Genomic DNA, 25,563 nt, shown 5'->3' with positions numbered 1-25,563 from the left:
CGCGGCATTTGGCGGACCTCGCGAGATTGTCGCTGTGGCAAAAATGCGACACGTGCGTTTCATCGCACCGGGGTGCCGGAACGCCTTGGCTCCGCAAACGTCTTACCCGGCAACAGGGTCCACGTAACTAACAGGATTTTCAATGAAAAAATCGACATTTCTGGCCACCGCGATTTTCGCGGGCGCCTTCGCTCAGCCTGCTTTCGCACAGGATGCAGAACCCCGTTTCTTCGACGGCTTCTACGTCGGCGGTAGCTTCGGTCTCGACGCAATCGACGATGAAAATGGTGAAGGCATCACCTTCGACACCGATGGCGACGGGGAATATGGCGACGGGGTCATCACGACGACCGGCGCCAATGCTTTCAGCCCCGGTTATTGCAACGGCGCCGCCAATGGCGCGGAAGCCAGCGACGGCTGCAGCGATGACAAGTCGCGCTACGGCTACGGCATCCGCATCGGCTTCGACCAGCGCATCGGCAATGGTCCGGTAGTTGCCGGCCTGTTGGTCGAGGGCGCGCTGTCGGAATCGGAAGATTACTCGACCGGTTTCAGCACCACCCCGGCGAGCTACACCTTCGTACGCGGACTGGACAAATCGGTCGCTGTGCGTGGTCGCCTCGGCGTTTCGCCCGGCAGCGGCCGTGGCCTGCTCTACGTCACGGGCGGCGTCGCCTATGCCGATATCGATCACGATTTCGTCACCACCAACACGGCCAATTCCTTCACCATGACGAATGATGACGATTGGCAGCTGGGTGGCCAGATCGGCGCCGGCGGCGAGCTCTACCTCACCGACAACATCTCGTTCGGCCTCGAATATCTCTATTCGCGCTATGACGACGACGATGCCTATGTGCTGGTGGGTGCCGGTACCGCGCCTGCAACCAATCCGTTCCTGCTCGATTCGGGTGAAACCGCTCTTCGCCCCTCGGATCCGAACCTGAACATCCATTCGATCCGCACGACGCTGAACTTCCGCTTCTGATCGGCGGATACCTTCAAACGGAAAGGGCGGTCACATCGTGGCCGCCCTTTTTGTATCGGGACTGAGGTTTGCTTTGCGTGGCGCGTCCGGTATTGCCGGTTCAATGCTGCCGATCAGACCCCGCGCCGGTCCAGTTCGCGCATCAGCCGGTCGAACCGTTCCTGCACCACATCGAGCCCGTGCAGCCCGCCATTGATTGCGCGGCGATCGTCCTCGAGCCCGGGGGTCGCGGCGAACTTGTCGAGATCGCGCGACTTCCAGTACCAGCCTGCCCCCATGCAACCGCCTTCACGCGTGCGCAGGTAGTCGGGGATTTTCTCGATCGCCATGCCGATGGATTTGCCGAACTCGGTGCAATTGTGGCGCCCGGTGATCTGCTTGGGCCCGTAGCCGCGGAACCGCCAGCCATCGCCGGGTTCGGTATTGCCGAGATTGCGGCGCCCCCATTCGCCGCCATAGAGCAAATTGGCCAGTTCCTCCTGCCGCGCGAGCGACAGCCCGCGTTCGCCGCGCTTGCGCCCGAGCCGCCGTGCGTCGGCTTCGCTTATCCGGTGGCGGCCGAAGGTCCTCAGCAAGCCGTCGACGCTGTAATTGAGGCTTTCGGTCATGCGGGTCAGGCCGCGGCTCTCGACCGCGATATTGGCGAGGAAGCTGCAGATCTCGCGCCGCGTGTCGATGCCGTAGCGCAGGCACACGGTCTTGATCGGCTCGACCCATTGGGCGAGCTCTTGCGGCGTGTTCTCGGAGAAGGCGAGCTTGAGCAGACCGGCATCGATCTGATCGATGATCGCCGTGTCGCTCGCCTTGTTGCCGTCCTTGGCAGGCGGCGTCTGCGGGGGCTTGGCGGGCGCGTCGCGCTGAAGATCCAGCACCTCCCAGCTGCGCGAACCCACGATGCCGTCGGGCACCAACCCATTGGTGCGCTGCCACGCGCGGATTGCCGCTTCGGTCCGGGGGCCGAAAATACCATCGGCCTGCAGGCCGAGCAGCGCCTGAACCGTCTTGACCGCGTCCGAGCGCATTCCCCGGCGCAGGGTCGGCCGGTCGTGGTCGTCACTTGCCGCGATCGGCGGCGGGGGCGATTTGCCCGCGAGGATTTCGGCGACCTGCGAGCGGAACTGCGACATGTCGAACAGCGGATCGGGCTTGCGCCCGGGCGCCCATTCCTTGTGTCCCAGGCACATGTTCGCCTTGGCGCCGATATGATCGAGAATCGCCGCGACGCCGCGGCGATAGGCATCCATCTGAATTTCGGGCCAGTCGTCATGTGGGCGTCCGCCGTTTTCGCCCTCGATACCGATCAGATGCGTATTGCCGGTATTGCGCAGCCCTTCCCAGGCGCCGGGTCCGGCATGGTTGGCCCGGCCAGCGGCGACGACATAATAGGTCCCGTCGCGCCCGAGGCCGAGGTGGCACAGCGGGCCCCTGAGGTCGGGCCGCCCGTGTATCAGCATGTCGAGCGTGGGCATGTTACCGCCCGCGCGGGTCGCGGTATGGTGGCACAGCACCCCGCGCACGGGACCCATGTCACCGCGCCCGCGGGTACGCCAATCGTGTGTTTCGGCGACTTTGAGACCCGCGCGCTCGAGCACCTCGGGCAGCCATGTCAGAGAATAGCTCATCCCTTCGTCCCCTCGGGTCCATCGTCCGGCTGGGCGACGCCGCCCGATGCAGCGGGCAGGTGCTCGTCGCGGGTGAGGTCATCCTCGTCGATGTCGAGATCCTCGACGCAGCCGTCCTCAGTCTCGTCGTCGGGGGGGACATCGCCTTCGACAACTTCACCGGCCGGTGCCGATCCGACCGCAGCCCCGGCGGGCGCGGCACCCGCCGCGTCGAGATCGGGTTCGGGTTTGCGGAGCACGGGCTTTTCGCCCTCCTGCACCGCCGCCCGTGCCAGCAGGTCGGGGACCAGCCGTTCGGCAAAGCCGCCGACAAAGCCGACGATGCCGATATATAGCTCGTTCAGCTCACCTGCAGCCTCGCCAATCCGCAGATTGACGAAGTCCGATACGACCAGCGCGACCAGCACGGTCCCTGCGATGATGCCGATCGCGACGCGCAGGCCGGCATCCATCCAGTTGTTGACCTTGTTGAGGTCCGGCAGGACGGTGCGTCCGCGGATGGCGAGGGCGATCGAGAAGAAGCTTCCCAAAGCGCCCGCCATTGCGCCGCGCCACAGATCGGTGGCGTCGTCAAAACACCGCGGGTCGAGCTCAGTGTCGCACAGCAGGGAGCGTGCCGCTGCCGCAGCATCATCGACATCCGGCACGGTCAGGACCGCAAACAGGATGCTGAACAGGATGAACGCAAAAGCGATGGTGATGGCGACCAGAAGATATTCGAAGCGCGACCATCCGACGCGTTCCTCGATGACGTCGTCCTTTATCTCCTGCAGCACGGCACCGGCGCCGGTCAGATCGCCTTCCAGCGCGACGATGAGCGCATCGCCGATCCGGCGATCGTAGCGCGCTGCCCGTTGGCGGATGCGCGCGCCGTTCCTGCGCGGGATGATGCCCAGCGTGTGGTATCGATCGGGCTTCTCGCGCCAGTCGTCGATCAGCGCATTGGTTTCGCCGCGCAGGGGTGCGAGCTGCGCCAGCACCTTGCGTTGTTCATCCGAGACATCGGGCGCGTCGGCGAAGTGGACCATCGCGCGTTCCCTGGTCTGGTAGACCGCATATTCGGGTGGCTTGCGCGAATAGAAGTGCAGAACGGGATGGCCTGCCGAATCGAGATCGCCGGCCTTGAGATCGGCGACGTTCACCGTGCGGGCCGCATTGATAACGGGCAGATAGCCATGGCTTCGATCCCCCAATCGATGACGAAGGCAAGCGCAGCAGGCTTTCGGGCCTTGCTTGCCGTAGGTGAGCGATCCGGTGGTTCTTATGTCTGGCTTGTGTTGCCCCAAGGCTACGCCGCGTGCACCGGCATTGATTGTATATTTTGGCGCAGGGGCCGTTCGGGCGCAGGGCGCAGGACGAAAAAGGGGCCGGAAATCATCCGGCCCCTTTCGTATCTCATCAGTTGTCGGCGGGTGATTACCCGGCCGAACGCTTCGCGCGCTTGCGCTCGTGCGGATCGAGGATCGCCTTGCGCAGGCGGATGTTCTCGGGCGTCACTTCGACCATCTCGTCGTCGTCGATATAGGCGATGGCCTGTTCCAGCGTCATAACGCGCGGCGGGGTAAGGCGGATCGAATCGTCCTTACCGGTCGAACGGAAGTTGGTCAGCTGCTTCGACTTCATCGGGTTGACCTCGAGGTCGTCCGGCTTGGCGTTTTCGCCGATGATGATGCCTTCGTAGATCTTCGCGCCGCCGCCGATGAACAGCTCGCCGCGTTCTTCCAGCATGTTGAGCGCGTAGGGTACGGCTTCGCCGGACACCATCGAGATCAGCACGCCGTTCTGGCGGCCTTCGATCTTGCCGCGGTAGGTGTCGTACTTCTCGTAGATGCGGTTCATGATGCCGGTGCCGCGCGTGTCGGACAGGAATTCGCCGTGATAGCCGATCAGGCCGCGCGACGGGGCGGAGAAGGTGATGCGGGTCTTGCCCTGGCCGCTGGGGCGCATTTCGGTCAGCTCGGCCTTGCGGCGCTGCATCTTCTCGACAACCGTGCCCGAATGCTCGTCATCGACGTCGATGACGACCGTTTCGAACGGCTCCATGCGCTGGCCGTTTTCTTCACGGAACAGCACGCGCGGACGGCTGATGCCGAGTTCGAAGCCTTCGCGGCGCATCGTTTCGATGAGCACGCCCAGCTGCAGTTCGCCGCGCCCGGCAACCTCGAAGCTGTCCTTGTCGGCGCTTTCGGTGATGCGGATGGCGACATTGGTTTCCGCTTCGCGATACAGGCGGTCGCGGATCATGCGGCTGGTGACCTTGCTGCCTTCGCGGCCGGCCAGCGGGCTGTCGTTGACGGCGAAACGCATGGCGAGCGTCGGCGGATCGATCGGCTGCGCCTCGATCGGCGTCTTGATCTGCGGATCGGCGATGGTGTTCGAAACGGTCGCCTTCTCAAGACCGGCGATGGCGATGATATCGCCCGCCTCGGCGCTTTCGACCGGCACGCGGTCGAGGCCGTCGAAGCTCAGCAGCTTGGTTGCGCGGCCGACTTCGATGACAGTGCCCTGCGCGTCGAGCGCGTGGATCGGGTCGTTGATGTTGACCGTGCCCGACTGGACGCGGCCAGTGAGCACGCGGCCCATGAAATTGTCGCGGTCGAGCAGCGTCGCGAGGAAGCTGAACGGGGCTTCGGTATCGAGGCCCGGCGCGGGGACGTGGTCGACGATCAGCTTGAACAGCGCATCCAGATTGCCTTCGCGCGCATGCTCGTCTTCGCTGGCGTAACCGTCGCGGCCCGAAGCCCACAGGCTGGGGAAGTCGAGCTGGTCGTCATTCGCATCGAGGCTTGCGAAGAGGTCGAACACTTCGTCGAGCACCGCCTGCGGGCGGGCATCGCTGCGGTCGATCTTGTTGACGACGACGATCGGGCGCAGGCCCAGGCCGAGAGCCTTGCCGGTGACGAACTTGGTCTGCGGCATCGGGCCTTCGGCGCTGTCGACCAGCAGGATCACCCCATCGACCATCGAGAGGATGCGCTCGACCTCGGCGCCGAAGTCGGCGTGGCCCGGCGTATCGACGATATTGATACGCGTGCCGTTCCATTCGACGCTGGTGCACTTGGCGAGAATCGTGATCCCGCGTTCCTTTTCCAGGTCGTTCGAATCCATCGCACGTTCTTCGACGCGCTGGTTTTCGCGGAAGGTGCCGGATTGACGGAAAAGTTGGTCGACGAGAGTTGTCTTGCCGTGGTCGACGTGGGCGATGATCGCCACGTTGCGCAGGTCGCGGGACATGGAATGTGCTTTCTGTTAGCGTGCCGTAGCGTTAACGCATGAGCGGCACGATGCGTTTCGGGCGCGCCCCTAGCTTAGATGCTGCACTGCGACAAGCCGTTGCGGTGTAACGCGAAAGGCACAGTCGCGGACCCCGCTGCGTCACGCGTCGGCTAAACGCTTGAGAGGGCATGCAAGTCTGGTAATCCGCCGCTCGCCTGCGTTATTTGGGGACTGCGCAGCAGACCAAAAAGACGTCTTGAGAGAAGAGGACATTTCATGAAATTCAATACTTTCGGCCGCCACGCGTCCGTTCGTACCGCCTTGCTGGCCGGCGCTGCCGCGCTGGTTCTGCCCGCCGCCGCCCAGGCGCAGGACGCCGACGCTGACATCCAGGCCGACGATACCGATATCGCCGCTCCCGCCAGCGGCAATGTGATCATCGTCACCGCGACCAAGCGCGAGCAGACGCTGCAGGAAACCCCCGTCGCGGTCAGCGTGACCACCTCCGAAGCGATCGAGCAGGCCCAGATTCGCGACGTCGCCGATCTCGCCACGCTGGTCCCCTCGCTGCGCGTCAGCCAGAACCAGAGCTCGTTCGCGACTAGCTATTCGGTTCGCGGCTTCGGCACCGATGGCAACAACATCGGTCTCGAGCCCTCGGTCGCGATGTTCGTCGACGGCGTCTATCGCAGCCGCGCGGTGTCGCAGATTTCCGATCTTCCCGACATCCAGCGCGTCGAAGTGCTGCGCGGCCCGCAGTCGACGCTGTTCGGCAAAAACGCCAGCGCCGGCGTGATCTCGATCGTCACCAAGGAACCGCAGTTCGATTTCGGCGGCATGGTCGAAGCCAGCTACGGCAATTACGACGCGATGGTCGTCAAAGGTTTCGTCACCGGCCCGATCAGCGATTCGGTCGCCTTCAGCGCGGGCGGCGGCATCAACAAGCGGGACGGCTACCTGACCAATGGCGTCAATGGCGACGACATCAACGACCGCGACCGCTGGTTCACCCGCGGCCAGCTGCTGTTCGACAATGGCGGCCCGCTGCGCGTCCGCGTAATCGGCGATTACGACAAGATCGAAGAGCGCTGCTGCGGCGTACTCAACGTGGCGACCTCGGCCGAAATCGGTGCGATCCAGCTGCTCGGCGGCCAGGTCAACGATTTCCGCAACAATCCCGATGGCGATGTCGTGTTCACCGACGTCGATCCGATCAACAACGTCGAGAACTACGGCATCTCGGGCCAGATCGATTACGACTTCGGCGCGCTGGGGCTGACCTCGATCACCGCCTATCGCAAGACCAAGCTCGGCGCCGACCAGGACGTCGACTTCACCAGCCTTCCGGCGGTGAGCGGGGCGAATATCGGCGATGCCGATATCGAAACCTTCACCCAGGAACTGCGGATTGCCTCGGATTTCGACGGCCCGTTCAACTTCCTGATCGGCGGCTATTACTTCGACGAACGCGTCGATACGTCGGACCAGATCGTTTTTGGTCCCGGCTTCCGTCCCTTCGCCGACCTGCTGCTGCAGGGTGCGACCGGGGGCACGCAGAATGTCAATACGCTCGAAGCCACGCTCTCGGCGCTGAACGGCACCGATTACACCGGCCAGTTCTTTGCCGAAGGCCAGGGCTTCTTCAACAACATCGTTCAGGACAATGAAGCGTTCTCGATCTTCGGCAATGTCGATTTCGAGATCACCGATCGTCTCGTCCTCACGCTGGGTGCGAACTACACCAAGGACAAGAAGCAGATCGTCACCAATTCGACGAGCACCGATGTGTTCTCGAACATCGACCTGGTGGCCTCGGGTAACACCGCGATCTTCGCGCAGGGTCTCGCCACGCAGGTCGGCACGCTGCTCGGCCTCGGCCGTCCGGCCAGCCAGGCTGAAATCGGCGCCTTCGCCGGTGCCAACCCGGCCGCCTTCGGCCAGGTTTCGGCGGGCGTGCAGGCCTTCGCCGATGCCAACGATGCCAACCCCGCGGTGAACCCGCTGCTGGCACTGACCCCGTTCCAGTTCCTGCCGCCGATGCAGAACTGCCCGAACGCGGTTGAGGACTGCTCGACCAATGACGACGACTGGAGCTGGAACGTCCGCCTGGCTTACGAAGTCACGCCCACGCTCAACGTCTATGCCAGCTGGGCGACCGGCTACAAGGCACCGAGCTTCAACCTGTCGCGCGACAGCCGTCCGCTGCCGGCCGACTTCGCCGCGCTGCAGGCGCAGGACCTCGCGGTCACCAACCTGCGTCCGGGTACCCGTTTCGCCAATGCCGAGAATTCGGAAGTCTACGAAGTCGGCATCAAGGGTAACTGGAGCCGTGCTGCGGCGAACCTGACCTTCTTCCAGCAGTCGATCGAGGATTTCCAGGCGAACACCTTCACGGGTACGTCCTTCATCCTGTCGAATGCCGGCAAGCAGGAAACCTTCGGGGTCGAATTCGACGGCCAGTTCTACGCCAGCGATGCGCTGACGCTGAGCGTCGCGATGACCTATCTCGATGCGCAGTACGATAACTTCGTCGCTTCGCCCGTGGGTGATCTTTCGGGTGAACCGGTTGCCGGCGTGCCCGAACTGTCCGCCGTCTTCGGCGCGCAGTACAACAAGGAAATCAACTCGCGCGGTGATCGTGTCATCCTGCGCGGCGATTTCTCCTACTCGTCGCCGGTGCAGATGGTTGACGGCCTGACCAACTACATCGTGGTTGATCCGGCCACCGGTGAACGCGACTTCGGTCCGGCCCGCGCCGCGGCCGCTGCCTTCAAGCGCGAGGTCAACAGCCTCAACGCATCGTTCACCTATGCCTTCGACATGGGGCTGGAACTGACCGTGTGGGGCCGCAACCTGCTCGACGACCGGTACCTGACCACGGTCTTCCCCGCAGTGGCGCAGGGGCAGGCGATCTCGGGTTACCCGAACCAGCCGCGCACCTACGGCGTGGCCGCAAGGTTCCGCTTCTGATCGAAGCCGGCATCTAGAAAAGGGAAGGGGGCCTGCGGGCCCCCTTTTCTTTGCCTGAAGCGTGTAGCTCGGCGAGGGTCATGCCATGCCCGTCGCCATTCGCGCCGCGGGGGCTAACCCCCGAGCATTGCCGCCGGGCCGCAATTCGCGACGTTCTATCGCACGATGGGTGCGACGCGTGCCGTCGGTATCGATCTCGGGACGTAGCTTGCCGCCTCGACGCTACAAGGTCGGCGCCGCCGCCTAGAGCGCGCGCAATGCCTGGGCAGGCTTGGCGCGCAGCAGCGGCAGCGAGGCGCCCAGCGCGAAGGCCAGCACCACGCCAATGCCGAGACCCAGCACGGCGAGCACCACGCTCCAGTCGGGCAACCAGTCAAATTCGAACAATTGCGTGACCACCAGCCATGCGGCCAGGCTACCGATGCCCAGCGCGACCAGCGCGAGTGCGGTGGCAAGCGCGCTGTACTCGATAAGCTGCATCAGCAGAATTTGCCGCCGGTCCGCTCCCAGCACGCGCAGGACCACCGTATCGTAGGTCCGCGCCGCGCGTGCGGCGGCAATCGCGCCCAGCAGCACCGCGAGGCCCGCCAGGACCGCGACGCTGGCCGCGGCGAGCGTGGCCAGCCCGACCTGTTCGAGGATCGTGCGCGCCTGTTCCAGCACCCCGCCGACTTCGATGACCGACGCCGAAGGCAGCGCTGCAACCAGCGCCTGGAGCAGGGGCCCCGTGGGCGTGCCGGGGCTCAGTTCGACCGTCGCGGCCAGATTGTGCGGCGCATCGCTGATCGCATTGGGGCTGAGCACGAAGACATAGTTGAAGCCCAGGCTTTCCCAGTCGATCCGGCGCAGGCTGGCGATCCGCGCGGTGCGTTCGACCCCGAGGATGCCGAAGGTCAGCATGTCGCCCACCTCCAGCCCGGCGGCCTCGGCGAAATCGGCATCGATCGAAACCAGCGGCTCGCCGCCGTAGAACGGTCCCCACCACTCACCCTCGGTCAGTTCGTTGCCTTCGGGCAAGTGATCGGCATAGGTCAGCCCGCGCTCGCCGCGTAGTGCCCAGGCGCCGTCGGGAATATCCTCCAGCGCGGATGTACGGGTCATCGCCCCCTCGCGGCCGAAGGCGAGCACTGCGCCGCGCAGCGCGGGGACGGTGCGCCAGTTGGCATCGGGATCGGCCTCGCGCACCAGAGTCTCGAACTCGGTCACCTGGTCGCGCGGGATATCGAGCACGAAATAGTCGGGCGCGCGGTCGGGTACGCGCTTGGCGATATTGCCGTCGATCGCGCTCTGCACGGCAGCCAGCAGTACGAAGGCGGCAAGTCCGAAGCCGAGCGCGGTAACCAGCGCGCCGGTCGATGAGCCGGGCCGGTGGAGGTTTGCCAGCGCATTGCGCGCGACGGGGCTATGCGGACGCGGGAGCGATGCGGCGACCTTGCGGATACCCCAGCCCAGCAGTGCGAGCAGGCCAAGCACCGCCGCCGCCCCGGCAAGGAATCCGCCCGACAGCAGCGGGTTCTCGGCAGTCAGCAGCGCCAGCGCGACGATCGCGGCCAGTCCGCCGCCGACCAGCAGCAGCGCCTGCGGATCGCGGGCGAGCGGCGCGACGCGCGCGCGCATCAGCGCCATGGCGGGGAAATGGCGCGCGCGCAGCAGCGGGGGGCGGCGAAGACCAGCGCCACCAGCATGCCATAGGCAAGCGCGAGCAGCAGCGCACCGGGATCGATCACGACCCCGCTCGATACGGGCAATAGCCCTTCGAGTGCACGCGCGAGCAGCGGCACGGCAGCCACGCCCACGGCGATCCCCGCAAGGCTCCCGACCAGCGCGGCAGCGACGATCTGCAGCGCATAGATACGCGCGATATCGCCGCTCGACGCGCCAAGGATCTTAAGCGTGGCGATGCCCTGGCGCCGGGCGTCGAGATAGGAGGTCACGCCGCCGCCGATGCCGATCCCGGCAATGACTAGTGCGGCGAGGCCGACCAGCGTGAGAAATTCGCTCATTCGGTCGACGAAGCGGTCGGTCCCCGGTGCGGCGCGGTCGGCGGTGTCGATATCGAACCCGGCTTCGGGAAAGCGGTCTTCCAGCGCTTCTTCGACGTCCGCGGCATCGCGCGCCTGCGCGAAACGGACGCGGGTTTTGGACTGGTACATCGAACCGGGCGCGATCAGCCCGGCGCGCGCCGGCAATTCCTCGGCCACGATGATGGTCGGTCCCAGCTGGAACCCTTCGCCCAGCCGGTCGGGTTCGTCGGCGATGATCCCGCCCACGCCAAGCGTCTCGGTCCCGATAGCGATACTGTCGCCGGGCGCCACGCCCAGCCGGTCGGCCGCGCCCTGCGACAGCCACGCCTCGTCAGGTGCGGGGGCGCCGACCGCGCGGCCATCGGCCAGCGTCAGCGTGCCATAGAGCGGGTAGGCAGCATCGACCGCCTTCAGTTCGATCGGGGCCGCCTGGTCGTCATAGCGCGCCATTGCCTGCATCCGCGTGCCCGCGGATACCTCGCCATACTCCTCCAGCGCGGCGCGTTCGGTCTCGTCGAGCGAACGCTGCCACAATTCCACCTGGAGGTCCCCGCCGAGATATTCGCGGCCATTGGCCTCGATCTCGCCCTCGATCGCGGCGGTCAGCGACCCGATCGCGGCCAGCGCGCCAGTGCCGAGGAACAGGCAGACCAGCAGCAGCCGCAGCCCCCGGAAACGCGCATTGAGATCGCGCCGCGCGATACGCCAGGCGGTGCCCCAGCTCATGCCGCAGTGTCGGTGGCGATACGGCCATCGGCGAGTTGCAGCACGCGCTCGCAATGTTCGGCGAGTTCGGGGTCGTGCGTGATCACCAGCAGCGTGGCGCCGGTTTCGGCGCGCCGTGCGAACAGCAGTTCGACGATTTCGTGCCCCGTGGCGACGTCGAGATTGCCGGTCGGTTCGTCGGCGAAGATCAGATCGGGGCGCGCGGCGGTGGCGCGGGCGATTGCCACGCGCTGCTGCTCGCCGCCCGAAAGCTGCTGCGGGTAATGGTCGAGCCGGTGACCGAGGCCGACCGCTTCGAGTTCGGCCCGCGCGCGCGCCTGCGCATCGCTTTCGCCCGCCAGTTCCATCGGGGTGGCGACGTTTTCGAGCGCGGTCATAGTCGGCAGCAGATGGAAGGCCTGCAGCACGATCCCGATCCGTCCGCGCCGTGCATGGGCCAGCGCGTCCTCGTCCATCGCGGCGAAATCCTCCCCCGCCACCTGCAGCGTCCCGCCACTGGCGCGTTCGAGACCCGAGAGCACGGCCATCAGCGAGCTTTTGCCCGAACCCGAGGGGCCGAGCAGCGCCACGGTCGATCCGCGCGCGATATCGAGGTCGATCCCGCGCAGGATCTCGACCGGCGCTTCGCTGGTACCGAGGGTGAGGGTGAGGTTGCGGGCGGAAATCGCGGCTTGAGAGTTGGTCACCTTGCTGCGATGGCATGCGGCCCAGTGTTGCACAAGGAATCTCGCCGATGCGTCTCGGGCCTTTGTCGATCATGCTCCTCGCCTTCGGGCTGGCCGCCTGCGGCAGTGCGGACGAGGTGGCCGAAGCACCGGGGCCCGCGCGGGACGCAGTGTCGGCGCCTGCCACGGATGCCGTGGTGGAGGGCCCCGAACGCCGCATCCTCGCGTTCGGCGACAGCCTGTTCGCAGGCTACGGGCTGGAAGAGCAGCAGGGTTATCCCGAACAGCTCGAGGCGGGCCTGCGCGAGCGCGGCATCAATGCGCGCGTGGTCGATGCAGGCGTGTCGGGCGATACCAGCGCGGCGGGGCGCCAGCGGCTCGCCTTTACGCTCGATGCGCAGGCAACCACGCCCGACCTCGTCATCCTCGAACTGGGCGGCAACGACATGCTGCGGGGGATCCAGCCCGAGCAGACCCGCGCCAATTTCGCTGCCATGCTCGACGAACTGCGCACGCGCGGTATCCCGGTGCTGCTGATGGGCATGCGCTCGCCGCCCAATTACGGCAGCGAATACCAGCAGCAGTTCGACAGCATTTATGGCGATCTTGCGCAGCAATATGATGCCGCGCTGGTGCCGTTCTGGCTCGACAGCATCTATGAAGACCGCAGCATGTTCCTGCCCGATCGCATCCATCCGACTGCGGCGGGGATAGCGGCGCTGGTCGATGATACGGTGGACGACGTCGAAGCCGCGCTGCCGCCCGCTTCCTAGGCGCGCTCGACCGCGCCCGCGCCGACGCGCCAGACGGCGGCTTCATCCGCGATCGTGCTGAAGGGCGCCGCCTCAGTGCCCGTCATCCACACTTGCGCGCCGCTGCCGCGCAATTGCTCGAACAGCGCCGCGCGGCGGACCGGGTCGAGATGCGCGGCGACCTCGTCGAGCAGCAGCAGCCCGGCGCGTCCCTGCGCGGCCAGGCCCGCATGGGCGAGGGTGATCGCGACCAGCATAGCCTTCTGTTCGCCGGTCGAGCTTTGCGCGGCGGGCACGCGCTTGGCGGCATGGACCACCTCCAGTTCGTCGCGATGCGGCCCCGCCAGCGTGCGCTGCGCGGCGCGGTCGCGCGCGCGGTTGTCGAACAGCGCCTGCGACAGCCCGTCGGCATGGTCGGGCGCACCGGGTGCATAGGTGAGGGCGGGGCGCGCGAAGGGTTCGGCGGGCATTTGGGCAAGCCGCACCGCCAGCGTTTCGACCAGCCGCGCGCGCCCGCGCATCAGCGCCGCGCCATGTGGGACCATCTGCGCCTCGATCGCATCGAGCCATGCGCCTTCGGGTTCGCGCCGGTCAGCGAGCAAGCGGTTGCGTTCGCGCAAGGCGGCTTCATAGCGGGCGGCATGGCCGGCATGCGCGGGGTCGAGCGCCAGCGCCAGGCGGTCCATATATCGCCGCCGATCGCCGGCCGGACCGGTGAACAGGCCGTCCATCGCAGGCGTCAGCCAGGTGACCGCCAGCCATTCGCCCAGACCCGTCGCGCTGCTTTCCGCGCCATTGATCCGCACCCGGCGGCGGCCCGGATTGGCGCTGTCGGCATAGGTGCCGAGGCGGAGCGGGGCATCATCCTGCCGCAGGTCGGCGCCTATGCGGAAGCCGGCGCCGCTATCGCTACGCATCATGTCGCTCAATGCGGCGCGGCGCAGGCCGCGTCCGGGTGCGAGCAGCGACAGCGCCTCGAGGATATTGGTCTTGCCCGCTCCGTTCTCGCCCACCAGCAGGTTGAACTGCGCGGTTTCGCCCAGCTCGGTCGCGGCGTGGTTGCGGAAGTCGATGAGTGAGATGCGGTCGAGCGCCATGGGTCGGCTGGCGATAGCGCGGGCGCGCGGACCCTGCTACTCGAAAGGCGCATATCCAACAGTTGGGGAAATTTCCCAACCTTTCGGATTGATGAACGGATCGGGATCGGGCTGTTCAGCAAGAAATGGCGGAAATCTGCGGTTTTTCGAGTTTGGCACACCCGTTGCAATCATTGGGATATCCCGGATGGTCCGGGGCCAAACAAACCAAGGATCAGGAGAACCACAATGAACACCTTCGAAAACGCCAGCAACCGCGCTCTCGCCGCCATCTTCGCTCTCAGCATCTCGGCCGTCTTCATGGCCGCTGCGATCGTCCCCGCCAGCCCCGCCGGCTTCATCGCCTGATCGCCCCGATCACGCACTCTCGCATCGAAAGGAAAGGAATTATGTTCAACTCGGAAAACGGCAACAAGCTCTTCGCAGCTGCCTTCTCGCTCGTCCTCTCGGCAGTGGCCTTCGCCACGGCTATCCTCCCGGCCTCGCCCAATGGAGTGATCGTATGAGCCAGCTGAAGCACCGCGATGAGGACCGCGCCGTCCGCCCCAGCAAGAGCTTCGCGCTCGACCGCAATGGCGGCAAGCTGATGGGCGTCTGCTCCGGCATCGCCCGCTACTTCGGCATCGACGTCACCTGGGTTCGTATCGGGTTCGTCGCAGGAACGCTGCTCGGCTTCGGCAGCTTCATCCTGATCTACCTCGCGATCGGACTGATCGCCGACTGACCACGGCCTCGCGCCAACCGACCCGGTTTTCGTGCCGGTCGTGGCTCAAAACAGAGAAAACCGGGAGGGGCCATCTGGCCCCTCTCTTGATTCCGGCCCCCGGGTCACATCGCCGAAATGCCGCCGTCGAGCTTCAGCTCAGCGCCGGTCATGAAGCGGCTTTCATCGCTCGCCAGATAGACCACCGCATTGGCGATATCGTTGGGTTCGCCCACGAACTTGAGCGGGATCTGCCGCGCCAGTTTCTCGAGCAGGACACCCTTTTCGATATTGTGGTTCTTCGCGGTCCCGTCGAGGATCGGCGTATCGACGAAGGTCGGATGGATCGAATTGCAGCGGATCTGCATGTTCTTCTTGGCGCAATGCAGCGCGATCGACTTGCTCAGCATCCACACCGAAGCCTTGCTGGCGTTGTAAGCGGGCATCGTGTCGCTCGCGATCAGCCCCGCAATGCTCGAAATGTTCACGATCGATCCCGGCGCGTGTTCGCGCATCAGCGGCAGCGCCTTCTGGCAACCGTGAAAGATCGAATCGACATTGATCGCAAAACAGCGCTTCCAGTCGTCGAAGTCGCAGGTCTCGATATTGCCCGCCACACCGATCCCGGCGTTGTTGACCAGCACGTTGAGCCCGCCCATCTGCTCGCGCGCGGCCGCGACGGCGGCTTCCCAGGCCTGCGGATCGGTAACGTCGTGCTGGATGGCAAAGGCGGTGCCGGAACCCAGCTGCTCGTTGATCATCGAAGCGGTTTCCGCTGCGCCGTCGCCATTGATGTCGGTGCACAGCACGCGCGCGCCTTCTTCGGCCAGCCGGGTGGCATGCGCGCGCCCCAGACCCTGCGCCGCACCCGTTATCAGCGCCAGCTTACCCGCGCACCGCGGCTCGCGTTCCTTTGCCATCTCTCACTCTCCTGCCAGTAATCCCTGTCCCAGCAGCAAGAGCATGCGCACGTCGATCCCGCAACCATCGGCGCGCTTGGCGGCGATAAAGCTCTGGATGTCGGCCAGCGCGACGCGGTGTACGGTGATGTTCTCTCCCGCCACGCCGCCGCCTTCGCCGACTTTGGTCAGCTGGCGCGCGCGGACCAGGGTGAAGCTTTCGCTGACCATCCCGGGCGAGGACCAGAAACAGCCCTGGTCTTCGAGAATGGCGGCGCGGTAGCCGGTTTCCTCCTCGAGCTCGCGGCCGGTGGCGACCAGCGGGTCCTCGTCGGCGAGATCGTCCTCGTCGCCGATCAGCCCCGCGGGCAGTTCGATGCAGGGACAGCCCAGCGGTACGCGATATTGTTCGACCAGCAGGACATGGTCGTGCTCGTCGACCGCCAGGATTACCGCCGCGCGGATATTGCGCGGGCGGCCGACATATTCCCACCGCCCGCGTTTCTTCGCGGTGATGTACTTGCCCTGCCAGACGATCTGCTCGTCCGCATCATGGTCGGGGACCGACATGGTCAGACCTCGATCAGGCGGTCGGGCAATTCGTTTTCGTCATCCTCGCTGCGCGGGAAATGTTCGGACAGCACCTGGCCGACATCGCGTACGCCAGCGGCCAGCCCTTCGGCGATATGGCCCTGTTTGATCTCGGCCAGCATGTCCGCCATCGCCTCGCCCCAGACCTCCGCCGGGACGATTGCGGCGATCGGCTGGTCGGCGACGATTTCGGCGCGATGTTCGCGCATCGACAGGTAAAGCAGCACGCCGGTGCGGCCATGTGTGCGCCGTTCGGCGCCGACCTTGAAGTGCTTGATCGCGCGGGCATGCGTGCGCGCGGTCTTCACCGGGCCCGGGGTCAGCATGAAGCGCAGCGGGTCCCAGCTCACCAGCAGCCAGCCGATCACGAAGGCGACCAGCCCCAGCGCAATCGTCATGCTCGCCAGTTCGCCGGTGGTCCATTCATGTGTCCAGCCGCCGACCAGCGCGTCCCACAGATCCATGAAGGGCTGGGGGATCATCGCGAAAAGGCTCATTGCCGAAAAGGCGAGCGCCGCCGCCCAGACCAGCACGACGTCGTTGTACTCGTCGCTCCGGTCGGCCAGCACGGTGACGATTTCGCCGCTGGTGGTGAGTTCAGCCTGCGCCACCGCATCGGATACGATCTTGTGATCGGCTTGCGAAAGATAGCCCATTACCACCCCCCGGAGGCGCCGCCGCCTCCGAAACTGCCACCGCCGCCGGAAAAGCCGCCGCCGCCGAAACCACCGCCGCCGCCGAAGCCGCCACCGCCGCCCCAGCCGCCGCCGCCACCCCAGTCGTCGCCGCCGACGCCGCGGGCAATCGCCTTGCCGGCTTCCCACAGGATGATGTCGCCCACGACCCCGCCCACGCCGCCGCGGCGATAGCGCCGGCTGCGTCCGCCGCGGAACATCGGCAGGATGAAAAAGAAGAATATGAACCCGAGCCAGATCAGCGCGCCCACGGGAAAGCCGCCTTCGCTGTCGCGCTCTGCCGTGTGTTCCTGCGCCACGCGCGCGGCTTCTTCGGGCGGCAGTTCGAGCTGGGTGATGATCTGGTCGGCGCCCCAGGCGATGCCGCCCGAATAGTCGCCTTCGCGGAAGAAGGGCTTCATGCCCTCGACATATTCGAAAGCCAACCCATCGGGGATCACCCCTTCGAGGCCATAGCCCACCTCGACGCGCATCTTGCGCTCGTTGGGCGCGACGACGAGGATGATGCCGTCATTGCGCTCGGCATCCCCCAGCGCCCATTCGCGCCCCAGCCGATAGCTGTAGTCGGCAATGTCGTAACCTTCGAGATCGGGCACGGTGAGGATCACGAACTGCCGCTGGTTTGCTTCCTCGAAAGCATCGAGCTTGGCAGTCAGCGCCGCTTCGGTGGCATCGTCGATGATGTTCGCGGCATCGACCACCGGCGCGGTGCCGCGTTCTGGAAAGGTCTGCGCGGCGGCGGGCAGGGCCAGGCCTCCGAGGAGGCCAAGCCCCGCCGCCAGCGGCAGGATCAAGCGGGCGAGGAGTGTGCGCATTCCAGCGCCGCTCAGTTCGCGGCGTCGCTATCCGAGCGCATGTTCAGCTCGGGCGCGGTTTCGGCGCCTTCGGTGACTGCCTGGTAGGGCACCATCGGTTCCGCACCGTGGATGATGTTCGCGCCGATCGTATCGGGGAAGGTGCGGATGGTGGTGTTATACTGGCGGACCGCCTCGTTATAGTCGCGGATCGCGACGCGGATGCGGTTTTCCTGGCCTTCGATCTGGGTCATGAAGCGGCCGAAGTTTTCCTGGCTGCGCAGTTCGGGATAGGCTTCGACATTGGCCATCAGGCGCGACAGCGCGCCGCCGAAGGTGTTCTGCGCTTCCTGGTACTGCGCCATCTTCTCGGCATCGCCGAGATCGTCGCCATCGATCTGGATTTCGGGACGCGTTGCCGAAGCACGCGCCTGCACCACCGCCTCGAGCGTGTCGCGTTCCTGCTCGGCCGAGCTCATCACGATCTGCTCGAGATTGGGCACGAGGTTCGCGCGTTCCTGGAACGCGGCCTCGACATCGGCCCATTTCGCCTTCGCGGTCTCCTCGGCCGCGGGCACCGAGTTGATCCCACAGGCCGACAGGACCAGCGCGGCGGCAGCGACAATGGAGGTTCGAAAAGCAGCCAAGCGGTTCATGAAAAATCCCTCGTGTGGTAAACGTGTCTTGTCTAGATAGCACACCTTTCCGACCTTTCAAGATTAACGCGATCTTGTCGTCCCGCGGTGTCAGTGGCAGAAAGCCCCACGATTACGATGGTAAACAGGGACTGCCGCATGTTAAAAGATTTCAAGGATTTTATCGCCAAGGGCAACGTGATCGATCTCGCCGTGGCGGTCATCATCGCCGGCGCTTTCGGTACGATTGTCGCATCGCTAACCGACGAGGTTATCATGCCGGTCGTCGGCGCGCTGTTCGGCGGGGCCGATTTCTCCAGCTATTTCATCCTCCTCACCACGCCGGAAGGCTATGAAGGGTCGCTCACCGACTATGCCGCGCTCAAGGAAGCAGGCGCTGCGATGATCGGTTACGGCGCCTTCATCACCGCGATCATCAACTTCGTGATCCTGGCGTTCATCATCTTCCTGCTGGTGCGCTACGCCAAGAAGGTGATGGCCGAGTTCGAGGAGAAGGAAGAAGCGGCGGCACCCTCCGGTCCGACCGAGATCGAGCTGCTGACCGAAATCCGCGACGCGCTGAAGAAGTAAAATTGCCGCGCCTGCCCGCCAGCGGTGCGGGGGGAGGGCTACGGCCCGTCCCGCATCCGGCGGGTATGTGGCTGCATACACTTCACATTAAGCCGGCAGGGTCTATATGGGTCCTGCCCGTTTCGGCGGGATATGGCGATAAATGGCGCTGTGTAATAGGTACAACGGACCCGGGGGCAGTACCCGGCGGCTCCACCACAAACCGCTGAAATGGCGGATTATGACGGGGCCGAACTAGGATCGACGTGTGCTGAAACGCAGTGGTTTTGCTCGGGCTGAGTACCCCGTAAAAATGTTCACAACACACAAGTGCCAACGATAACGAAGCACTCGCTCTCGCAGCGTAATTTGATGGCCTAGCGGCCTGAATTTACAAAGCTAAAGCGCGGTTGGACCCACCGGGCAACAGAAGCGGATTCCGGGGCTCCGGGGGTAGCTAGCAACAGAAACCCCCACCTTCTTCCAGATTTGCTTGGCAGGCGGACCTCAGTCCGCGGTCGGATCGCGCTCCGCGGCCGCCTTGGCCTCGCGTTCGTAGCGCAGCGCGTCGAGGATCTTCGCCCCGCCGAGGAACACCGCGCCCGCGGTTGCCGTGAACAGCAGATAGCCGCCCCATCCGGGATATTCGACCGTGTAATGGGCGCCGCGTGTCATCGCGCCGAGGGCAAGCGCGAAGATGATCAGAAACGCCTCAAGACGCGTCTTGATCACAAACAGCCGCTTCATCTTCCCGAACACGCTCGCTTTGGCCTCCACCCTTAACCCTTTACACCTGCAAGCCACGTGCCACCGGCGCGTTACTGCGATGTACAGTGGTTAATATTGCATGGAGTGTAAAAGCGCCCGACGCAGGGGTCCAGTGTCTTAACGCAGGCGGCGTCGTTCAGGCGAGTTCGTCCAGCGAAAGCACGGAAAGCAGCGCCTCGCGCGCCTCGATCACGACCTTGGCGAGTTCATCCGAGCCGACCTGCTCGGGGTCGATCCGCGCGGGCCAGTGGGCTGCGATGACCGATTCGATTCGCTGCGCCTTCATATCGTCGAGCAGGAACCGCGCATCGACCGTGGCCGGATCGGCCACCACGCGCAGCCGCAGACAGGCGGGGCCGCCACCATTCGCCATCGACTGGCGCACATCGACCGGGATGACGTGGCGGATCGGGCCGTTCGAGGCGAGCATGCTTTCGCACCATGCCCAGACGCTCGCGCTGTCCTGGCATTCGCTCGGCACCACCAGCGCCATCTCCCCGCTCGGCAGCGTCAGCAGCTGGGCGTTGAACAGATAGGTCCGGATCGCCTCTTCGAGGCTGACCGCGCTTGCGGGAACTTCGACGACATGGATGCGGGGAAAGGCGGCGAAAATCGCTTCGTAGGCGTCCTTGCGATCGGCGAAGGCGAGTTCATGCGTGAACAGCACGTTCTGGTTCGCCACCGCGACGACATCGTTGTGAAACGCGCCTGCTGCAATGGCCGCGGGGTTCTGCTCGACGAATACGCAGCGCGCGGGATCGAGGCCGTGGAGGCGCGCGACCGCACGGCTGGCCTGTTCATGCTGGCGCGCGGGGAAGCGTCCGCCGGGGCGGCCATAGACGAACACCTCGACTCCGGGGGCGTCGTGGCTGTCGCACAGCCGCATGTGATTGGCCGCGCCCTCGTCGCCGAAGCTGGGCGGGATCGCATCATGCACTGCGAAATGCCGCGTATCGCCAAAGGCGATCTTCAATTGCGCCTGCGTGTCGCGCCATTCCTGGGCGCGGTGGACCATGGTGACGAGATTGGCGGGGGTCAGATGGCAGCGCCCGTCGGCCGTATCGGGCGCGGGGCTGACGGTCGCCGCATTGGCAGTCCACATCGCGCTGGCCGACCACGCCGCTGCCACCAGCGCGCGATCGGTATCGGGGCCGATGGCAAGGTCGCGCAGCAGAACGGGGTTCGGGCGCGGCAGCGGCAGCAGGAAACCCTGCGCCAGTCCGCGCTCCATATTGCGGCGCATCTTGGCCACGCCCTGCAGGGCCGCCGCGCGCGGGAAAGAGGCATCGCCGCGATGGCTCGCGCTGGCGATATTGCCGGGGCTGAGCCCTGCGTAATTGTGGGTCGGGCCGACGATCCCGTCGAAATTGATCTCGACCAGCCCGCTCATCGCGCCACGCTCCACACTTCGTCGCCGGCGCCAACCCCAAGCGCTTCGGCGCAGATCGTATCGATCGATATCGATCCGTCCTCGGCGATTTCGCGCATGCCATAGGCGCTGCGGAAAGTGTCGAGCGTGCCGGTGGCGATCAGCGCGCGCTCCCCGATATCGAGATCGGTTGCGGCGACCTTGCCCGGCTGCGCCTGGCGGATGCTGCGAACCTGGTCGGTCCGCGCCAGCATGGTCGGGCCGCCATCGAAGATGTCGACATAGCCCTCGGCGGCGAAGCCCTCGTTTTCCAGCATCCGCATCGCGGCGCGGCCGCTCGGGTGGGGCACGCCGATGACCTTCTTCGCTTCCTCGTCGAGCATGGCGACATAGACCGGGTGCTTGGGCATCAGATCGGCGATGAACTGGTTGCCGTTGATCGCATTGAAATAGTCGGCTTCCTGGAAGGTCATCCCGAAGAAGCGGCCCGCGACGCCGTCCCAGAAGGGCGAACCCCCGCGGTCGTCGATCACACCGCGCAATTCGGCGATGATGCGATCGGCAAAGCGGCTGCGGTGCATCGCGACGAAGAGATAGCGGCTGCGGGCGAGCAGCAGGCCGAGCCCGCCCGCGCGTTCGCCCGGGTGGAGGAACAGCCCGCCGACTTCGGAGGAGCCTTCGAGATCGGTGACGAGGCTGAGCAACTCGGCGCGCACGGTGCGGTCGAGTTCGCGGCTGTGCTGGGTCAGCGTGTTGAGCCGGTAGCTATAGAACGGCCATTGCTGCCCGACCTGGCTGAACAGCTGGCAGGTGCCGCGCACCTGGCCGGTCTCGGTGTTTTCCAGCACCAGGGTGAACTGGTCGTCGCCCAGATCGTCATTGGTCCGGGCAAAGGCTTGCTCGGCCCGTTCGAGCTTGCGCGTCAGCGCCTCGCGGTCGGCGGGCAGATTGGTGAAGCCGCCACCGGTCAGCTTGGCCATCTCGTAGAGATGTTCGAGGTCGATGATATGCGCGGCGCGCAGGCGGAAGGTCACAGATGGTCTCCGGTGGAAAGCTTGGCGAGCACGAGCGCGGACAGCGCGGCGCGCTCGCGAAGGCTTGGCACGATCATGAATTCGTCGGGTGAGTGGATCGCCCCGCCGCGGACGCCGAGCGTATCGACCACCGGTACGCCGGTGGCGGCGATATTGTTGCCATCGCACACGCCGCCGGTGCTTTTCCAGCCGATCTGCTGGCCCAGCTCGGCACCGCAGGCCTTGACCAGGTCGAACAGGCGCTGTGCCTTGGCATCGACCGGCTTGGGTGGCCGCGTGACACCGCCATGGCGATGGATGCCAACCTCGTGCTGCGCGGCGACCTGCGTGATCAGCGCCTCCAGCTCAGCCTCGAAACGGCTCATCGCGTCGGTCGACTTGGGGCGGATATTGAACCGCAGCACGGCAAGGTCGGGGACGACATTGTTGGCGCTGCCGCCCTCGATCTTGGCCGGATTGACGGTGAGGTCCTCGGCTTCGAGCGCCTTGATCCGCAACACCAGGTCGCTTGCCGCGACGATCGCATTGCGCCCGTCCTGCGGATTGCGCCCGGCATGCGCGGACTTGCCCGTGAAGGTAACCGAATAATTGCCCGTCCCGCCGCGCGCATGCGCCAGCGTGCCGTCGGGCAGCGCGCTGGGTTCATAAGTGAGCGCGGCATATTTCCCGCGCGCCAATTCCTCGATCAGCGCGCGGCTGGCGAGGCTGCCGGTTTCCTCGTCCGAATTGATCATCACATCGTAACCCACGCGCTGCGACCCTTCGATCCCCTCGAAGGTCGTGAGCGAATGGAGGATGACGTTGAGCCCACCCTTCATGTCGGCGGTGCCGGGGCCGTTGATCGTCTCGTCGTCGAGCCAGACGGTATTCTGGAACGGGTGATCGGCGGGGAACACCGTGTCCATATGTCCGGTCAGCACGAAGCGGCGTTCCGCCTCGGGACGCACGCGGAGCACCATGTGGCGGCCATGCGGCTTTTCGAACTCATGCCCCTCGGCGGAGATTGCCGTGACCGTCGCGGGTTCGACCAGTTCGATCTCGCCGGGGAGCGTGCTGAAAGCACCGGCGAGCACATCTGCCATCTGCGCCAGCCCGGCGATATTGGCGGTCCCCGTGTTGATGGCCGCCCAGTCCTGCACCTGGCCCAGCATCGTATCGGCGTCGATCGCGTCGAGGAGGGCTTGAGCGGGCATATCCGGTTTCATGCGTAACGTCCTTAATCCTGCGGTTGACCGAGTCCACCCCGTGCCTTGCATTGATCAACCGCTGGCGGCATAGACCGTGGTGCTCCTCCCCGGGTTCGACATCGCCAGTTTTTCATACCCCCCGAGGAGTTCCATGACCGAATATGTAACGCGCGCCGGAATCGAAACCGATCCGCAGCTTGCCGCTTTCATCGATACCGAAGTGCTGGGCCCGCTGGGCCGCGACAGCGATGCCTTCTGGCAGGGTTTCACGGATTTGCTGGGAAGGTTCGCCCCGCGCAATGCCGCGCTGCTCGCCAAACGCGAGGATTTGCAGGCCAAGATCGACGCGTGGCATGGCGAGCGCGCGGGCCAGCCGCATGATGCCGCCGCCTATCGCAGCTTCCTCGAGGATATCGGCTATCTCGTCCCCGAACCCGGTGATTTCACCATCGGGACCGGGAATGTCGATCCCGAGATCGCTACCATGGCGGGGCCGCAGCTGGTGGTGCCGATCCTCAATGCACGCTTCCTGCTGAATGCCGCCAATGCGCGCTGGGGCAGCCTCTACGACGCCTTCTACGGCACCGATGCCCTCGACGCGCCGCCGGCCCAGCCGGGCGGTTATGACGAACTGCGCGGCGCCGCCGTGGTCGCCGAGGCCAAGCGCTTTATGGACGAGGCGGTCCCCCTGGCCGATGGTCGCAAATGGGCCGATCTTGCCGATGTGAAGGATAAGGGCATTCCGCTGGCCGATCCGGCGCAATGCCTCGGCTGGAACGAGACATCATGCTTCTTCCGCCACAACGGCCTGCATATCGAAGTGGTCTTCGATGCCGCGCATCCGGTCGGCAGCACCGACCCCGCCAGCATCGCCGACATCGTGCTCGAATCCGCATTGACCACGATTGCCGATTGCGAGGATTCGGTCGCGGCGGTCGATGCCGAGGACAAGCTCACCGCCTATCGCAACTGGCTCGGCGTGATCCGCGGCGATCTGGAGGAAAGCTTCGAGAAGGGCGGCAAGACGCTGACCCGCAAGCTAGCAGGCGACAAGCTTTTCACCGATCCCGATGGAGCCGAACACAGCCTGCCCGGACGCAGCCTGATGTTCGTGCGCAATGTCGGCCATCTGATGACCAATCCGGCGATGCGCTGGGACGGGCAGGAAATCCCCGAGGGTATCCTCGACGCGGTAATCACTTCGGCGATCGGCGCGCAGGACGTCGCCGGACTGGGCAAATACGGCAATTCGCGCTGCGGCAGCATCTATATCGTGAAGCCCAAGATGCACGGGCCCGAGGAATGCGCCTTCACCAACGACCTGTTCGACGCGGTAGAAGACCTGCTCGGCCTGCCGCGCCACACGATCAAGGTCGGGGTGATGGACGAGGAACGCCGCACATCGGCCAATCTTGCCGCCTGCATCCACGCGGTGAAGGACCGCATCGTCTTCATCAACACCGGCTTCCTCGACCGTACGGGTGACGAGATTCACACCTCGATGCGTGCCGGTCCGATGATGCGCAAGGGCGAGATGAAGAACTCGGCCTGGCTCAAGGCCTATGAAGCGCGCAATGTCGGCATCGGCCTCGCGCATGGCCTGTCGGGGCGCGCGCAGATCGGCAAGGGCATGTGGGCGGCGCCCGACCTGATGGGGCAGATGATGATCGACAAGATCGGCCATCTTCGCGCCGGGGCGAACACCGCCTGGGTGCCGAGCCCGACCGCAGCGACGCTGCACGCGATCCATTATCACCGCGAGGACGTGTTCGAGATCCAGAAGGGCCTGCCCGATGCGGCGAAGCTCGACGAACTGCTTGCCATCCCGCTGGCCGACGGCACCAACTGGTCGGAGGACGAGATCCGCGAGGAGCTCGACAACAATTGCCAGGGCCTGCTCGGCTATGTCGTGCGCTGGATCGATGCCGGTGTCGGTTGCTCCAAGGTCCCCGACATCAACGACGTCGGGCTGATGGAAGACCGCGCCACGCTGCGCATTTCCAGCCAGCATATCGCCAACTGGCTGCTGCACGGCGTCATCAGCGAAGAGCAGGTGATGGACAGCCTGCGCCGCATGGCCGCCAAGGTGGACGAGCAGAATGCGGGCGATCCGTTCTACCAGCCGCTGCTCGAGAACGAGGACGGCGCCGCTTTCAGCGCGGCCAAGGACCTGATCCTCAAAGGCGTCGAACAGCCCAGCGGTTACACCGAACCGCTGCTGCACGCCTGGCGGCGCGAGAAAAAAGCGCAGGGCTGAC

Annotated in this window: 22 protein-coding genes, 1 other RNA gene and 1 pseudogene; 9 read left to right on the top strand and 15 right to left on the bottom strand. The window is 65.3% G+C overall.

The features are described from left to right. The first annotated feature begins 142 nt into the window (after positions 1 to 142). The gene (locus VWN43_RS09280; RefSeq protein WP_253523224.1) at positions 143 to 988 is read left to right on the top strand and encodes an outer membrane protein; all 846 of its coding nucleotides are present in this window, start codon (positions 143 to 145) and stop codon (positions 986 to 988) included. Between the two features lie 113 nt (positions 989 to 1,101). Here the strand turns inward: VWN43_RS09280 and VWN43_RS09275 are convergent, their stop codons facing one another. The 3 genes from VWN43_RS09275 to typA form a co-directional block, all read right to left on the bottom strand. Next, a complete protein-coding gene (locus VWN43_RS09275; protein ID WP_320181956.1) occupies positions 1,102 to 2,610 on the bottom strand; it encodes an N-acetylmuramoyl-L-alanine amidase in 1,509 nt (502 codons plus the stop codon). Continuing rightward, positions 2,607 to 3,803 (bottom strand): hypothetical protein, encoded by a 1,197-nt coding sequence (locus VWN43_RS09270; RefSeq protein ID WP_320181957.1) that lies wholly within the window; start codon positions 3,801 to 3,803, stop codon positions 2,607 to 2,609. The genes VWN43_RS09275 and VWN43_RS09270 overlap by 4 nt, the downstream gene beginning before the upstream one ends. A 223-nt stretch (positions 3,804 to 4,026) precedes the next feature. Then, complete coding sequence (gene typA / locus VWN43_RS09265) at positions 4,027 to 5,844, bottom strand: translational GTPase TypA (RefSeq protein WP_253523229.1); 1,818 nt, start codon at positions 5,842 to 5,844, stop codon at positions 4,027 to 4,029. A 258-nt stretch (positions 5,845 to 6,102) separates the two neighbouring features. Here typA and VWN43_RS09260 point away from each other — a divergent pair, with 258 nt between their 5' ends. After that, complete coding sequence (locus VWN43_RS09260) at positions 6,103 to 8,796, top strand: TonB-dependent receptor (RefSeq protein ID WP_320181958.1); 2,694 nt, start codon at positions 6,103 to 6,105, stop codon at positions 8,794 to 8,796. 243 nt (positions 8,797 to 9,039) lie between these two features. Here VWN43_RS09260 and VWN43_RS09255 read toward each other — a convergent pair. Both VWN43_RS09255 and VWN43_RS09250 read right to left on the bottom strand, forming a co-directional pair. After that, positions 9,040 to 11,546 (bottom strand): annotated as a pseudogene (locus VWN43_RS09255) (ABC transporter permease). Continuing rightward, positions 11,543 to 12,232 carry an ABC transporter ATP-binding protein gene (locus tag VWN43_RS09250; protein ID WP_320181959.1) on the bottom strand — a complete coding sequence of 230 codons (690 nt, stop codon included), beginning with the start codon at positions 12,230 to 12,232 and terminating at the stop codon, positions 11,543 to 11,545. The pseudogene VWN43_RS09255 and the gene VWN43_RS09250 overlap by 4 nt, the downstream one beginning before the upstream one ends. 47 nt (positions 12,233 to 12,279) lie before the next feature. Here VWN43_RS09250 and VWN43_RS09245 point away from each other — a divergent pair, with 47 nt between their 5' ends. Then, positions 12,280 to 12,984 (top strand): arylesterase, encoded by a 705-nt coding sequence (locus tag VWN43_RS09245; protein ID WP_320181960.1) that lies wholly within the window; start codon positions 12,280 to 12,282, stop codon positions 12,982 to 12,984. On the opposite strand, the gene recF is transcribed toward VWN43_RS09245, so the two are convergent. Next, a complete protein-coding gene (recF, locus tag VWN43_RS09240; protein ID WP_320181961.1) occupies positions 12,981 to 14,060 on the bottom strand; it encodes a DNA replication/repair protein RecF in 1,080 nt (359 codons plus the stop codon). The two genes, VWN43_RS09245 and recF, sit on opposite strands and share 4 nt — an antisense overlap. A gap of 228 nt (positions 14,061 to 14,288) precedes the next feature. On the opposite strand from recF, the gene VWN43_RS09235 reads away from it, so the two are divergent. The 3 genes from VWN43_RS09235 to VWN43_RS09225 are packed head-to-tail and all read left to right on the top strand — an operon-like array spanning position 14,289 to position 14,784. Beyond that, entirely contained in the window at positions 14,289 to 14,408 is a 120-nt protein-coding gene (locus VWN43_RS09235; protein ID WP_253523248.1) for a recombination protein F, read from the top strand. Positions 14,409 to 14,449: 41 nt separating this feature from the next. Further along, positions 14,450 to 14,566: an enoyl-CoA hydratase gene (locus VWN43_RS09230; RefSeq protein ID WP_253523250.1), complete on the top strand. Its 117-nt coding sequence runs from the start codon at positions 14,450 to 14,452 to the stop codon at positions 14,564 to 14,566. Then, on the top strand, positions 14,563 to 14,784 hold the full coding sequence (locus tag VWN43_RS09225; RefSeq protein ID WP_253523252.1) for a PspC domain-containing protein: 222 nt from the start codon (positions 14,563 to 14,565) through the stop codon (positions 14,782 to 14,784). The genes VWN43_RS09230 and VWN43_RS09225 overlap by 4 nt, the downstream gene beginning before the upstream one ends. A gap of 104 nt (positions 14,785 to 14,888) precedes the next feature. Here VWN43_RS09225 and VWN43_RS09220 read toward each other — a convergent pair whose 3' ends face one another. The 5 genes from VWN43_RS09220 to VWN43_RS09200 are packed head-to-tail and all read right to left on the bottom strand — an operon-like array spanning position 14,889 to position 18,398. Continuing rightward, positions 14,889 to 15,683, bottom strand: a complete 795-nt coding sequence (locus tag VWN43_RS09220) for an SDR family oxidoreductase (protein ID WP_320181962.1) — start codon at positions 15,681 to 15,683, stop codon at positions 14,889 to 14,891. Between the two features lie 3 nt (positions 15,684 to 15,686). Then, the gene (locus VWN43_RS09215) at positions 15,687 to 16,232 is read right to left on the bottom strand and encodes an NUDIX hydrolase (protein WP_320181963.1); all 546 of its coding nucleotides are present in this window, start codon (positions 16,230 to 16,232) and stop codon (positions 15,687 to 15,689) included. 2 nt (positions 16,233 to 16,234) lie between these two features. After that, positions 16,235 to 16,909 carry a TPM domain-containing protein gene (locus tag VWN43_RS09210; protein WP_320181964.1) on the bottom strand — a complete coding sequence of 225 codons (675 nt, stop codon included), beginning with the start codon at positions 16,907 to 16,909 and terminating at the stop codon, positions 16,235 to 16,237. Next, positions 16,909 to 17,763 (bottom strand): TPM domain-containing protein, encoded by an 855-nt coding sequence (locus VWN43_RS09205; protein ID WP_320181965.1) that lies wholly within the window; start codon positions 17,761 to 17,763, stop codon positions 16,909 to 16,911. The genes VWN43_RS09210 and VWN43_RS09205 overlap by 1 nt, the downstream gene beginning before the upstream one ends. An 11-nt stretch (positions 17,764 to 17,774) precedes the next feature. Then, positions 17,775 to 18,398: a LemA family protein gene (locus tag VWN43_RS09200; protein ID WP_320181966.1), complete on the bottom strand. Its 624-nt coding sequence runs from the start codon at positions 18,396 to 18,398 to the stop codon at positions 17,775 to 17,777. Positions 18,399 to 18,536: 138 nt separating this feature from the next. Here VWN43_RS09200 and mscL point away from each other — a divergent pair, with 138 nt between their 5' ends. Both mscL and ssrA read left to right on the top strand, forming a co-directional pair. Further along, complete coding sequence (gene mscL / locus VWN43_RS09195; protein ID WP_253523267.1) at positions 18,537 to 18,968, top strand: large conductance mechanosensitive channel protein MscL; 432 nt, start codon at positions 18,537 to 18,539, stop codon at positions 18,966 to 18,968. Between the two features lie 77 nt (positions 18,969 to 19,045). After that, positions 19,046 to 19,388: a transfer-messenger RNA gene (gene ssrA, locus VWN43_RS09190) on the top strand. 66 nt (positions 19,389 to 19,454) lie between these two features. Here the strand turns inward: ssrA and VWN43_RS09185 are convergent. The 4 genes from VWN43_RS09185 to VWN43_RS09170 form a co-directional block, all read right to left on the bottom strand. Next, entirely contained in the window at positions 19,455 to 19,706 is a 252-nt protein-coding gene (locus tag VWN43_RS09185) for a hypothetical protein (protein ID WP_320182096.1), read from the bottom strand. 145 nt (positions 19,707 to 19,851) lie between these two features. Next, entirely contained in the window at positions 19,852 to 21,105 is a 1,254-nt protein-coding gene (locus tag VWN43_RS09180) for an N-succinylarginine dihydrolase (RefSeq protein WP_320181967.1), read from the bottom strand. Then, on the bottom strand, positions 21,102 to 22,118 hold the full coding sequence (locus VWN43_RS09175) for an arginine N-succinyltransferase (RefSeq protein ID WP_320181968.1): 1,017 nt from the start codon (positions 22,116 to 22,118) through the stop codon (positions 21,102 to 21,104). Before VWN43_RS09175 ends, VWN43_RS09180 begins: the two co-directional genes overlap by 4 nt. Next, complete coding sequence (locus VWN43_RS09170; RefSeq protein ID WP_320181969.1) at positions 22,115 to 23,323, bottom strand: hydrolase; 1,209 nt, start codon at positions 23,321 to 23,323, stop codon at positions 22,115 to 22,117. Before VWN43_RS09170 ends, VWN43_RS09175 begins: the two co-directional genes overlap by 4 nt. 133 nt (positions 23,324 to 23,456) lie before the next feature. Here VWN43_RS09170 and VWN43_RS09165 point away from each other — a divergent pair, with 133 nt between their 5' ends. Beyond that, positions 23,457 to 25,562: a malate synthase G gene (locus VWN43_RS09165; protein WP_320181970.1), complete on the top strand. Its 2,106-nt coding sequence runs from the start codon at positions 23,457 to 23,459 to the stop codon at positions 25,560 to 25,562. The last annotated feature ends 1 nt before the right edge of the window (position 25,563 follow it).

The sequence above is a fragment of the Qipengyuania sp. HL-TH1 genome, from assembly GCF_036365825.1.
GTDB lineage: Bacteria > Pseudomonadota > Alphaproteobacteria > Sphingomonadales > Sphingomonadaceae > Qipengyuania > Qipengyuania profunda.
The sequence above is the reverse complement of the archived record's forward strand: the minus strand, read 5'-3'. Positions and strand labels throughout refer to the sequence as shown.

Bases quoted from the DNA above. Each gene is read 5' to 3' on its own strand.
- VWN43_RS09280 (WP_253523224.1), top strand. From the start codon at position 143: ATGAAAAAATCGACATTTCTGGCCACCGCGATTTTCGCGGGCGCCTTC.
- VWN43_RS09275 (WP_320181956.1), bottom strand. From the start codon at position 2,610: ATGAGCTATTCTCTGACATGGCTGCCCGAGGTGCTCGAGCGCGCGGGT.
- typA (WP_253523229.1), bottom strand. From the start codon at position 5,844: ATGTCCCGCGACCTGCGCAACGTGGCGATCATCGCCCACGTCGACCAC.
- VWN43_RS09260 (WP_320181958.1), top strand. From the start codon at position 6,103: ATGAAATTCAATACTTTCGGCCGCCACGCGTCCGTTCGTACCGCCTTG.
- VWN43_RS09245 (WP_320181960.1), top strand. From the start codon at position 12,280: ATGCGTCTCGGGCCTTTGTCGATCATGCTCCTCGCCTTCGGGCTGGCC.
- recF (WP_320181961.1), bottom strand. From the start codon at position 14,060: ATGGCGCTCGACCGCATCTCACTCATCGACTTCCGCAACCACGCCGCG.
- VWN43_RS09235 (WP_253523248.1), top strand. From the start codon at position 14,289: ATGAACACCTTCGAAAACGCCAGCAACCGCGCTCTCGCCGCCATCTTC.
- VWN43_RS09230 (WP_253523250.1), top strand. From the start codon at position 14,450: ATGTTCAACTCGGAAAACGGCAACAAGCTCTTCGCAGCTGCCTTCTCG.
- VWN43_RS09225 (WP_253523252.1), top strand. From the start codon at position 14,563: ATGAGCCAGCTGAAGCACCGCGATGAGGACCGCGCCGTCCGCCCCAGC.
- VWN43_RS09220 (WP_320181962.1), bottom strand. From the start codon at position 15,683: ATGGCAAAGGAACGCGAGCCGCGGTGCGCGGGTAAGCTGGCGCTGATA.
- VWN43_RS09215 (WP_320181963.1), bottom strand. From the start codon at position 16,232: ATGTCGGTCCCCGACCATGATGCGGACGAGCAGATCGTCTGGCAGGGC.
- VWN43_RS09210 (WP_320181964.1), bottom strand. From the start codon at position 16,909: ATGGGCTATCTTTCGCAAGCCGATCACAAGATCGTATCCGATGCGGTG.
- VWN43_RS09205 (WP_320181965.1), bottom strand. From the start codon at position 17,763: ATGCGCACACTCCTCGCCCGCTTGATCCTGCCGCTGGCGGCGGGGCTT.
- VWN43_RS09200 (WP_320181966.1), bottom strand. From the start codon at position 18,398: ATGAACCGCTTGGCTGCTTTTCGAACCTCCATTGTCGCTGCCGCCGCG.
- mscL (WP_253523267.1), top strand. From the start codon at position 18,537: ATGTTAAAAGATTTCAAGGATTTTATCGCCAAGGGCAACGTGATCGAT.
- VWN43_RS09180 (WP_320181967.1), bottom strand. From the start codon at position 21,105: ATGAGCGGGCTGGTCGAGATCAATTTCGACGGGATCGTCGGCCCGACC.
- VWN43_RS09170 (WP_320181969.1), bottom strand. From the start codon at position 23,323: ATGAAACCGGATATGCCCGCTCAAGCCCTCCTCGACGCGATCGACGCC.
- VWN43_RS09165 (WP_320181970.1), top strand. From the start codon at position 23,457: ATGACCGAATATGTAACGCGCGCCGGAATCGAAACCGATCCGCAGCTT.